This is a genomic window from Oleiphilus sp. HI0086, from assembly GCF_001635225.1.
Map to the genome: position 1 here is coordinate 25,334 of NZ_LWFZ01000330.1, position 9,849 is coordinate 35,182.

A 9,849-nucleotide genomic window follows, 5' to 3' on the forward strand; every position below is an offset into this window, starting at 1 on the left:
GTACATGTCTCACTTTGAAATCGACCCGATGCTGGCAAAGGTCGCCGAAAACCTTTCTCTTGCATGGGCTTATCTCGATGCCGACCTTAACTATCGTAAGGCAAGCTCTCGCTATGCCAAATCATTTCATCTATCTATAGAAGAGGTAGAAGATAAACCGCTGGTTGAAGTGATTGGTGAGAAGGCTTGTGCTCAGCTATCTCCCTACTTGGCAAGAGTGCTTAGCGGGGAAGAAGTTCGATTAGATAAAGACATTGAGCTAGACCTTAGAACCGGCATGATCTACAGACAAGCAACCTACCTTCCGCAAATTAGAGAAGGTAATGTTGTTGGCTTTTTCGTCTTTATGAATGACCTGACGGAAAACAACAAAGCAATTAATACACTTCGTCGTTTGCACCTCATTACTGCCGACAGTGAATTATCAGTTGAAGAAAAAATCCAGCGAGTTTTGGCCTTGGGAAAGCAGACTTTCGAGTTACCTTTGGCTTTGGTCAGTCATATTCATAATCAGCGATATGTCGTTAAGTATTCCGACACTCCGAATGGTGAAGTAAAACCTGGTGATGAATTTGAACTGGGCATTACTTACTGTATCCACACCCTTAATGCCAATGGACCAACAGGCTTTGATCATGTAGAGAAAAGCTGCATTAATACGCATCCTTGCTACGAGGCTTTTGGCCTGGAAAGTTATATTGGTGTGCCGCTAATCGTGTCAGGTGAACGCTTTGGTACGCTAAACTTTTCTGGTCCTGAAGCACATGCCAGACCCTTTAGTGATGACGAATTTGAACTCATTCGTTTATTTGCCCAATGGATAGGTAATGAACTGAGCAAACAGCTTGTTGCAGAAGATTTAGCACGTCAGAAGACTTTACTGGAGTCGATGAGTCAGCAGGCCAGAATTGGTGCATGGGAGTGGGACATGCTGGAAGACCGGCTTTACTGGTCACTCATGACAAAAGAAATTCACGAAGTACCCGAAGGCTTTGAACCTGATGTCTCTACAGCGATCAATTTTTATAAAGAAGGTAGAAGTAGAGAGCTAATTACCGCCGCGGTGAACAAAGGTATTGAAGAAGGCATTGCTTGGCAAGAAGAGCTGCAGCTGGTGACAGCTAAAGGCAATGAAATCTGGGTTTCTGCACTTGGCCAGTCAGAATTTAAAGACGGCAAGTGTGTACGCTTATTTGGCTCATTTCAAGATGTTGATAAAAAGGTAAAAGCCGAGCTGGAGTTAAAAGAAGCGAAGGAAAAAGCAGAACAGGCAGCGCATTCAAAAAGTGTCTTTCTAGCCAATATGAGCCATGAAATTCGTACGCCTATGAATGGTGTGCTAGGGATGCTGAGCGTATTGGATACAGAAAGCCTAGATGACTCTTCATCGCAAAAGGTGGCAATTGCTAAGAAGAGTGCAAGCTCTTTGCTTTCTTTACTCGACGACATTCTCGATTTTTCCAAGGTTGATGCAGGGCACCTTGTACTTGATGAAGGTGCGATAGATTTAAGGGAATTATTCGAATCTTTTGTCGATTCGGTGCGCTTCGATATAGAAGCCAAGGACTTAAAACTCGAATTGCACTTGGAAGGCTTCGAGCAAGCGTGGGTTAAAGCAGATGCAGGAAGAATCCGTCAGATTCTTAACAACTTAGTTGGTAATGCGATTAAGTTTACCTCAGAAGGTAGTATTACAATTAAGGCTAGTTTGGTGCAGCAGAAGGACAGAAAGATATTGCGTTGTGCCATTGTTGACTCGGGTATTGGTGTTGAAGCCGAGAAGCTTGAACAGCTCTTTAACCCTTTTACCCAAGCAGACTCAAGCACAACCAGAAAGTACGGTGGCACGGGTCTCTGGCTTGCGATTGTTAAACAGTTGAGTGAGTTGATGAAGGGAGGTGTATGGGTAGAAAGTACACCTGGCAAAGGCAGCACATTTCGATTTGGACTTAATCTGGGTGTTGCTGAGGCACCGGAAGTTTCCCTGAAAGGTGAGTCAGAGGGTTCGGGCATTAAACCTCATGCGGTGCAGATATTATTAGTTGAAGATAATGAAATTAACCAGCTGGTTGCCAAAGAATTGCTGTCCCATATGGGGTATCACATCGACGTGGCTGGCAATGGTGTAGAAGCTTTGGCTACTTTAAACAGTAGCGATAAAATATATGACCTGGTGTTAATGGATTGCCAGATGCCTGAAATGGATGGCTATGAAGCAAGTAAGAACATCCGCGAAGGCTTAGGCGGCGAGGCGTATAAAAATGTCCCAATTCTGGCGTTAACGGCCAACGCAATGAAAGGTGACAGGGAGAAGTGCCTGGCGGCCGGCATGACAGATTATGTGAGTAAACCAATTATAAGAGAAGATTTAGAAAGAACCTTACACAAATATGTCTAGGTGTTTGAAACACTCGACTTCCAATATTTAGCTGTAACGACTCGAAATAAAGGCGTTAGCAATAATTTTTATGTATAGAAGGGAATAGCTGAACAATCCCGCTCTGCGCTTGATAGTCTGCAACAATCCAAATCTGCTCGAAAGGGTGCCCTTCAGGAACATGGATTTTGTCTCTTAAGGCGATGATTTCTTCTGATGTCCATGCGGGGTGTGCATTTCGAATGATCAGCCATACGCGTTGGGACTTATAGTGCTTTTGGGCTTTATTCATCAGTATTCTATTCAGAGCGCTAAGCAGACGCTCATGCACGTTGGAACAGTTAGCCTGCTCGCGCAGTGCTTCACGTGTTTTATCCGTCAGGTCACGTTTCAATATCGCCATTGCTTCGGCTTCAGAGCCGTATAGGTGCGCAATTTCCAAATCGAGTCGAAGGCCTTCCAACTCGCAGGATACATCTGGCTTATTTGGTTTGTTGTGCCAAATATGCCGAATTTCTTGACCGTGTAGCCTTTCATAGTGACGCATAAAAAGCTTGGCAGCTTCATGTTCGAGGGCTATCTTCTCGTCGGCACTGCTTGAAAATTGTTGCATAAACTAATACCCGGTTAGGCAGTCTTACTGTGCCTAGATAGAGCGACTTTATGAGAGTAGCTTATAAAGTCTTGGGTAGGACTTCAATGCCCTACCTATAACTTCTAGGGAGTCGATACATTCAGCAATTAGGTAAAAGACAGCCTGCCATATTTAACTGGCTAAGCCGTGAAGCTTATGTTAATTTTCGCGCCCTTTTTATTTGTCCTTCTTCTAGTGGTATTAAAGGTGGTAGTGGAATGATTTCGGGTTTTGACTTTGGAACCTCAAACTGTGCAATAGGTATTCACGATAGTAATTTGAATAGCGTCCGTTTGCTCGAGCTAGAGCAAGGCAAGCGCTTTATGCCGTCGACTTTGTATGCTTTAGACCGGGAACTGATTAGTGAAAGTGTCGGCTTGTCTATTGCCACTGATGAGCTTAAGTCAGACTATATCGACCTGCGCAGTAACCACTTAGCTCGTGCTCAACATGTTCGTCGGGAGCAAGGTTTTGGTTCAGACGAAAGAATAGTCTATGTCGGCCATGAAGCCTTTGAAGAGTATTTACAATGGCCGGGAGAAGGCTACTTTGTAAAGTCCCCGAAGTCTTTTCTGGGTGCCAGCGGACTTCGTCCAGAAGCGGTTTTTCTATTTGAAGATATCGTTACGGCAATGATGCAATCTATTAAAGCGCGTGCGGAACAGACACTTGGCGATACGATATCGCATACTGTAATTGGTCGCCCTGTAAACTTTCAAGGTTTGGACGCCGAGCAGAGTAACCGTCAGGCCTTGGAAATTCTGCAAACCTCAGCAAAACGTGCTGGTTTTAAAGATGTTGAGTTTTTATTTGAGCCTATTGCCGCAGGCCTGAGTTTTGAACGTTCACTCGATGCAGATAAAACGGTTTTAGTTGTCGATATCGGTGGTGGAACGAGCGACTGTGCCATGGTTAGAATGGGGCCTTCTTACCGAGATAAGAGCGATCGATCAAAAGATTTTCTAGGGCATAGCGGTGAGCGAGTAGGGGGGAACGATCTTGATATTCAGCTGGCAGGAAAGCACCTCATGCCACTTCTGGGCATGTTGTCAAAAACCAAAAGCGGTCTTCCTGTTCCCACCCAGCTTTTCTGGGACGCAGTGAGCACTAACGATGTATCGGCTCAGACACGGTTTAATGAACTTAATACAGGCTTGGATATTGAACAGCTACTACGCGATTGTGTTGAGCCAGACTTGATCAAACGCTTTATCTCAATGCGAAATAATCAGCAGCAACATCAGCTTGTTCGCAGCGCAGAGCAATGCAAAATCGCCTTGTCCTCAGCCGATAGGGTTTCAAGCTCACTTGAGTTTATCGAAGATGGGCTGAGTCAAGACGTAAAGCTAGAGCAGTTTGCTGAAGCAATTGACCGACCCTTGATGAAAATGCTGAGCTTGATGGAAGAAGCGATTACACAAGCGCAAACACAACCCGATCTAATTTTTATAACGGGGGGATCGGGTCAGTCCCCTGTTATTCGTAAAGCAATTCACAATAAATTTGGTGACATCGAGGTGCTTGATGGCGACCACTTCGGCAGTGTCGCATCGGGTTTAACCGTTTGGGCGAATCAAATATTTTAATTGCAGAGTCTGTTCGCTGAACTCATTTACTGATATTTGGCTGCCGTAATAAACTCACCAAAGGCCTCACACCAAACAATGACTGAGCTAAAGTCAGCTATATTGGTGCCCTGAGGCACTTTGACGACAAAGTTTTCGAAGGTTGTCACGTCACCAACTTGAAGCATTGACGACTTCAAGCGCTGAAAATCAAGCTCGGTTTCTACGAACTCTTTAGAAAGATAAAGCTTATAGTCTGGCCCGGGAGCCAGTTGGCCAGCTAAAGAAATGTACTCAGTGTTAAGCGAAACGATGCCTTCGCCCCAGTGAAAGGTGTCGCTATCCTCTAGGTCTCTTTTAAACTTCCCGGTATATCGCGCTTGCGAAGAAATCTCTGAGATCATTGACTCTGAAGGCGCAGTCGGTGCCGTTAGAATTGGCAGGATATATATCCCCAAACCGATACCCAATGCGCCTATAGATAAGTGGCTTGCTAAGAGTAAAGTAATTGTTTTTAGTTTCATAAAGAACCTGTTGCTTGGTCTGGTTATGTTTATTTTGTTGCGATTCCAATGAGAAGGGCAATGACCCCAACAATCAATTCAGCCCATGTATTTTTGTACTTCGTATCATGTGCTTTTTCTCTGTAATAAGCTGATTCTTCATAAGCTCTTTCCATCGACTCAATATTATCTGGAGTACCAGGGAGACTTCCAATTTTAGAAGCTTGTTGATTAGCGCGCTCAGATCTTTCCTCATAAGTTTTTGCCCGAGCGAGCCTTTCTTGACTTGTGGTTGCACAGCCGAACAGCAGTGTTAGAGATAAAATAAAGATGGTGTTTTTGATCAATTGATATATTTCCCTATAAAGATTGTCTAACGCTGCGTTAACCGAAGGCGAGTTCGGTAGGGCGCTTGGTTAAACTCTTACTGAAGTTTTCCATATTTGGCTAGAATTTGTTTATATTCATCAGTTGTCTTGAACTTCGTCAGCTCCTCACTGAATCTCAATGACAGCTCTTCAAGCCCTGGCTTCTTCGCAAAAGCTAAATAATTTCCGCCAGGGCAATAACGCTTACTCCCAACGATAGTTAATTGATCCAAAATACCCATCTCCCGAGCTTTATGAAAGCCAACTAGCTCGACACCTATTGCTAAATCGATGCGACCCAGTAACAGCATATTCAAGCTTTGTTCCAAAGTTGGTACTCGCGATGCATTCTCTAATAGGTGAGAATTGTGTAACTCATCACAATATTTATAGCCAAGAATTGCCCCCACACGCAGGTTTTTAGGGTTATTTAAGTCAATAGAAGAAATAGAGTTTGTTGCTTTCTTAAAAAATACAGTAACGCCTTTAGACACTGGCTCACTAGGAAAGTGTAGGAATTCCTTTCTTTCTTCAGTTATAGAAGCGGCTAGTATTGCGTCAGCTTTTTTGTTTTTAACTAAACCCAAGCAGCGTTTTCATGGCAATAATCGAATATTAGCTGTTACGCCAAGCTTCTGAAATACTGATAACGCAACTTCTACGTCGGTTCCCACCACTTTATTATCTTCTTCATAGGCAAATGGAGGCCATGGATCTGTGACAATGTCTATTGCTTCATTTGCCCACGCCAACTGTACACAAAGTAAAGCAATTATGAACAATAAGAACTGATTTACTGACAACTTCATATCTGCCCCTTGATCATCAGTGTAGAAAAATGCGAGTTACTAGCTTAGTTGAAAACCCCCTCTTAGGAAACTTAACGATGCCCCTATGAGGCCTTGTTAGCTGCTTTTTGCATACTTTGATTTTAACCGTTTATGACGATGAGCAAATATTGATTGAAATACTGGTTTAAATAAATAACCTAAAAAGCCTAATTTACTTTTGAAATAAACGACATCTCTTATTTTTGCCCCTGAACCATCAGCTGAAATAGTTCGCTCATGTGACCACACATTATTGAGCATAGTTTTTGATGATTCGATAAAACCCATGCTATTGACCGATCTAAATTTAAATCGGTGTAAATCAACCGGGATGAACCCAAATAATAAGATTATGCTCGAAAATATATCGTCATTTACTGGCCACTCAGATATTGGTTTTGCCGCCCATTGTTGAGGGGCCGACATTTTTAATATGGGAGATAACTCGTAATTAACCCCCGACATGACCAATAGGTCTGCCGATAAATTTTCGGGGCAAACTGGCAACGATATTTCCATTTCGAATTTTGGCATGAATTTCCTTATTAAAGCTCACGGAGTTCCACAAGATTGCTTGGTTATGTTTTTAATATATTTTTTCCAGTAAATACCATAGATAGCTATTGGGATAACAAACTCTAAAATCATCGCCGGAATTAGAACACTAGCTGGAGGTCCTACGGACAATATTGAAATTAAACGGCCAAGCCCACCAATAAAAAATACCAAAGCAATAGATGGAATGAACTTATATTGAGCCTGAATATTTTGAGCGACCCAAAAGCAAAAGGCCCCATAAGCTAACCAGAAAACAGAGAAAAATCTTAATTCGTTATCCACTGTTGCTTCTGCACCTCCGGTTGAACCCGGAATTGCGGAAGCACCACCAAATAAGACATTTAACCCAGTTATTGCGACGACTAAAGCTAGTGCATACAAGATGTATTTTAGTGTTGATTCCATTCAATTATACCTCGATGTTGAAGTCTATTTTTTGCCTAACGCCCCGTTAACCGGGCGAGCGGGAGGCTAGTCCTGCTGAATGCTTCGTTAAATTATTTTTCATAGTGGTAACGGTAAGATATAATTATACGTTTATTATCGTCAACAACATATACCAACCGATTACTGTCATCTATGCGGCGAGACCAGAAATCAGCTAGGCTTTCTTTAAGAGGCTCAGGTTTACGTATACCCATCAAAATGATGACGTTGAGTATCGGGTATGAGCTTGTTGATACGTTTAAGTGTTTTCTTGTCTTGGCCTTGCCAGTAAACATAATCTGACTACGCCTCCGTAGTCGACGCTAATATTTCAATCATCGAGCAATCCATGCTCCTCTGTTTTGCCTGCACGATATTGCTGGATTGATTTACTTAGATGAGCGGCATTTGCAGGACTCTAGAGTAAATGCACTGGTTAGGCATTTTAATCGTCAATTAACAGATGCCCAAAATAAGAGAACACACCTATCATAACACCTGTGAATAGTTGTGCATGTACAAGATAGGACAATTTTTTCAACTCTCTTGGAGAGTATCGCCAGCTGATAAAAATACCGAATAGCCCTTGCCAGATTACTAGTGCGAGTACCGCAGGGAAAAAAGAATATGCATTGGTAAACCCATTAAAGCGATGTGCAGAAGTATTATAGCCACCGCACCGATACCGAAATATACATGCGTTCTATTTAATAGATTGATCAAACTATCTATAAGCGGCGGGTCAAGCTCTATACTGTATTCTGGTAAGAGCCTTTTAGCGATAGCCCCTTTTCCAAAAAACAATTTGATTAGAGTTCTGGCGTAAATGAATACGAGTAGCCATAAACCAATCTCTCCTAACCCTTCACCTATTTCAGCTAAAAATGTTTCACGCTCTTCAACTGGCGGGTAAAGGCTAAGGGCGTATATATAATATCCAATTGATAAGGCTACAGTGCTTCCTGTAAAAACAAGAATCTTTTTTAAACCCGTAGATACCGATTTCATTGTTTCATATTCCTAACGCCTACATTTGTGGCCGAACGAAGTGAGGTCCGGCCCAGCCGTTTTTTGGCTGGGCGATGCAAGATGGCCTTGTTACACGTTTTGATAGTTTGATACCTCGATAAGGTTGCCGTCAGGATCTCTAAAATATACTGACTCAACTTTACCTTTTGCACCTGTACGGCTTACTGGCCCCTCGATCACTGTAACGTCACAATTGTTTAAATGCTCGATAGCACTACCTATCGGGGTGGTAATAATAAAACATAAATCAGCACTACCTGATTTAACATTATTCGCTTTAGGTTCGAATTCACTGCCCAGTTGATGGAGGTTTATTTTCTGATTGCCAAATGACAACGCAACTCGGGACTCACCGAATATAACTTTTTCCATGCCCAATACTGATTGGTAGAAACTTACACTCTCCTCAATATCTTTGACGGTTAAAACTAAGTGATCAATTCTATCTACTTGCACAATACACCCTGTATTTTTTACATGTAACGCCTTTAGGTGCGGCTCGAACCCGAAGGCGAGACCGGTTGAACGCTTGGTTAGCTTCTATTTTTGGAAGATAGTAAAAACTTTCGTAAATCTCTTTCTTGCCTCAATACGTGAAGGATATAGACTGAGTCGCTATCTACTTTGTAGAAAACACGACAAGGATTTACTACAACTTCTCTATAATTTAGAGTCGAAATTTCTTCAGGTACTCTGCCTGAGTCAGGGAATTGTTCGAGCCTCTGCACCTTGCTGAAAACGTTTTCTACTAGCTGCCTCGCAGCGTACGGATTACTAACTTCAATATAATCTGCAATATCGTTCAGATTAATTAATGCTGGCTCAGTCCAGATTATTTGAGCCATTTACTCATCTTCTCTTTAGCTTGCGACATGTCCATTGTTCGACCTTCACGGATTGCCTGTTCGCCTTTCGCGATACCTTCCAGGATTTTCATCCGATCTACCATCAACTCATAATCAGCCACATCAACCAAATAGGCTGATGGCTGGCCATGTTCAGTTATAAGAATAGGTTCTTTTGACTCATGCAGATCTGCAAGCAGTTTCGTTGCTTGTCTCTTTAATGTAGTAACGACTTCAGTTCTCATAGTGACACCTTATATTAAAATGTATCACTATAGTATCACTCGAAATCAAAAAAAACTAACGCCTTATGCAGAGGCGAGTGAAACGAGTCCAGCCCACGGCCCTTTGTGGGCGTTCTTTGATTGCCTTGTTAAGGCTTTTAATTTATATTGTACGGTAATTCCGTACATTTAATTGGTGATTATTATGGATAGTGTAAGTGTTAATAAATTTAGAGACAACTTGAAAGGCTTTGTAGAACAGATAGTTGGGAACCATGAGCCCTTAAAGGTAACTAGGCGAGCCGGTGACGATTTTGTTGTGATGAGTGCTGACGACTGGGAAAGAGAGCAAGAAACCTTATATGTTTTGCAGAATACTAACTTGATGAAGCAAATCGCTGACTCGGTAAAAACACATACTGACAATGAAGGTTATAAGCCAAGCAAGGAGGAGATGAGTGAGATCACTGGTCTTTGAGGGAAATACATG

Annotated in this window: 14 protein-coding genes and 1 pseudogene; 3 read left to right on the forward strand and 12 right to left on the reverse strand. The window is 42.4% G+C overall.

All coding sequences use genetic code 11. The features are described 5' to 3' along the window. The first annotated feature begins 4 nt into the window (after positions 1 to 4). Positions 5 to 2,398, forward strand: a complete 2,394-nt coding sequence (locus A3756_RS04200; protein ID WP_082865076.1) for a GAF domain-containing hybrid sensor histidine kinase/response regulator — start codon at positions 5 to 7, stop codon at positions 2,396 to 2,398. 55 nt (positions 2,399 to 2,453) lie between these two features. Here A3756_RS04200 and A3756_RS04205 read toward each other — a convergent pair whose 3' ends face one another. Beyond that, positions 2,454 to 2,990 carry a hypothetical protein gene (locus A3756_RS04205; RefSeq protein WP_068506920.1) on the reverse strand — a complete coding sequence of 179 codons (537 nt, stop codon included), beginning with the start codon at positions 2,988 to 2,990 and terminating at the stop codon, positions 2,454 to 2,456. 239 nt (positions 2,991 to 3,229) lie between these two features. Between A3756_RS04205 and yegD the strand changes: the two genes are divergently transcribed. Next, entirely contained in the window at positions 3,230 to 4,597 is a 1,368-nt protein-coding gene (gene yegD, locus A3756_RS04210; protein WP_068552978.1) for a molecular chaperone, read from the forward strand. A gap of 26 nt (positions 4,598 to 4,623) precedes the next feature. Here yegD and A3756_RS04215 read toward each other — a convergent pair whose 3' ends face one another. The 11 genes and pseudogenes from A3756_RS04215 to A3756_RS04265 all read right to left on the reverse strand — a co-directional run bounded on the left by A3756_RS04215 (position 4,624) and on the right by A3756_RS04265 (position 9,380). After that, the gene (locus tag A3756_RS04215) at positions 4,624 to 5,100 is read right to left on the reverse strand and encodes a DM13 domain-containing protein (RefSeq protein WP_068516618.1); all 477 of its coding nucleotides are present in this window, start codon (positions 5,098 to 5,100) and stop codon (positions 4,624 to 4,626) included. Between the two features lie 29 nt (positions 5,101 to 5,129). Further along, a complete protein-coding gene (locus A3756_RS04220) occupies positions 5,130 to 5,426 on the reverse strand; it encodes a hypothetical protein (RefSeq protein ID WP_068516621.1) in 297 nt (98 codons plus the stop codon). A gap of 77 nt (positions 5,427 to 5,503) precedes the next feature. Then, the gene (locus tag A3756_RS04225; protein WP_068552979.1) at positions 5,504 to 6,034 is read right to left on the reverse strand and encodes an ABC transporter substrate-binding protein; all 531 of its coding nucleotides are present in this window, start codon (positions 6,032 to 6,034) and stop codon (positions 5,504 to 5,506) included. Between the two features lie 9 nt (positions 6,035 to 6,043). After that, positions 6,044 to 6,256 carry a hypothetical protein gene (locus A3756_RS04230; protein WP_068516628.1) on the reverse strand — a complete coding sequence of 71 codons (213 nt, stop codon included), beginning with the start codon at positions 6,254 to 6,256 and terminating at the stop codon, positions 6,044 to 6,046. A 96-nt stretch (positions 6,257 to 6,352) separates the two neighbouring features. Further along, positions 6,353 to 6,811: a hypothetical protein gene (locus tag A3756_RS04235; protein ID WP_068552980.1), complete on the reverse strand. Its 459-nt coding sequence runs from the start codon at positions 6,809 to 6,811 to the stop codon at positions 6,353 to 6,355. 18 nt (positions 6,812 to 6,829) lie between these two features. After that, complete coding sequence (locus tag A3756_RS04240; protein ID WP_068516633.1) at positions 6,830 to 7,240, reverse strand: DUF4345 domain-containing protein; 411 nt, start codon at positions 7,238 to 7,240, stop codon at positions 6,830 to 6,832. A gap of 92 nt (positions 7,241 to 7,332) precedes the next feature. Continuing rightward, positions 7,333 to 7,600 (reverse strand): annotated as a pseudogene (locus A3756_RS04245) (Txe/YoeB family addiction module toxin). 258 nt (positions 7,601 to 7,858) lie between these two features. After that, positions 7,859 to 8,269 (reverse strand): hypothetical protein, encoded by a 411-nt coding sequence (locus A3756_RS04250; protein WP_197470046.1) that lies wholly within the window; start codon positions 8,267 to 8,269, stop codon positions 7,859 to 7,861. 90 nt (positions 8,270 to 8,359) lie between these two features. Next, on the reverse strand, positions 8,360 to 8,746 hold the full coding sequence (locus A3756_RS04255; protein WP_068552689.1) for a VOC family protein: 387 nt from the start codon (positions 8,744 to 8,746) through the stop codon (positions 8,360 to 8,362). 77 nt (positions 8,747 to 8,823) lie between these two features. Beyond that, a complete protein-coding gene (locus A3756_RS04260) occupies positions 8,824 to 9,135 on the reverse strand; it encodes a type II toxin-antitoxin system RelE/ParE family toxin (RefSeq protein WP_068552981.1) in 312 nt (103 codons plus the stop codon). After that, positions 9,123 to 9,380, reverse strand: coding sequence for a type II toxin-antitoxin system Phd/YefM family antitoxin (locus tag A3756_RS04265; protein ID WP_068507610.1), 258 nt, complete (start codon positions 9,378 to 9,380; stop codon positions 9,123 to 9,125). The genes A3756_RS04260 and A3756_RS04265 overlap by 13 nt, the downstream gene beginning before the upstream one ends. A gap of 184 nt (positions 9,381 to 9,564) precedes the next feature. Here A3756_RS04265 and A3756_RS04270 point away from each other — a divergent pair, with 184 nt between their 5' ends. Next, on the forward strand, positions 9,565 to 9,837 hold the full coding sequence (locus tag A3756_RS04270) for a type II toxin-antitoxin system Phd/YefM family antitoxin (protein WP_068516643.1): 273 nt from the start codon (positions 9,565 to 9,567) through the stop codon (positions 9,835 to 9,837). Positions 9,838 to 9,849: the final 12 nt, after the last annotated feature.

Bases quoted from the DNA above. Each gene is read 5' to 3' on its own strand.
- A3756_RS04200 (WP_082865076.1), top strand. From the start codon at position 5: ATGTCTCACTTTGAAATCGACCCGATGCTGGCAAAGGTCGCCGAAAAC.
- A3756_RS04205 (WP_068506920.1), bottom strand. From the start codon at position 2,990: ATGCAACAATTTTCAAGCAGTGCCGACGAGAAGATAGCCCTCGAACAT.
- yegD (WP_068552978.1), top strand. From the start codon at position 3,230: ATGATTTCGGGTTTTGACTTTGGAACCTCAAACTGTGCAATAGGTATT.
- A3756_RS04215 (WP_068516618.1), bottom strand. From the start codon at position 5,100: ATGAAACTAAAAACAATTACTTTACTCTTAGCAAGCCACTTATCTATA.
- A3756_RS04230 (WP_068516628.1), bottom strand. From the start codon at position 6,256: ATGAAGTTGTCAGTAAATCAGTTCTTATTGTTCATAATTGCTTTACTT.
- A3756_RS04235 (WP_068552980.1), bottom strand. From the start codon at position 6,811: ATGCCAAAATTCGAAATGGAAATATCGTTGCCAGTTTGCCCCGAAAAT.
- A3756_RS04240 (WP_068516633.1), bottom strand. From the start codon at position 7,240: ATGGAATCAACACTAAAATACATCTTGTATGCACTAGCTTTAGTCGTC.
- A3756_RS04250 (WP_197470046.1), bottom strand. From the start codon at position 8,269: ATGAAATCGGTATCTACGGGTTTAAAAAAGATTCTTGTTTTTACAGGA.
- A3756_RS04260 (WP_068552981.1), bottom strand. From the start codon at position 9,135: ATGGCTCAAATAATCTGGACTGAGCCAGCATTAATTAATCTGAACGAT.
- A3756_RS04265 (WP_068507610.1), bottom strand. From the start codon at position 9,380: ATGAGAACTGAAGTCGTTACTACATTAAAGAGACAAGCAACGAAACTG.
- A3756_RS04270 (WP_068516643.1), top strand. From the start codon at position 9,565: ATGGATAGTGTAAGTGTTAATAAATTTAGAGACAACTTGAAAGGCTTT.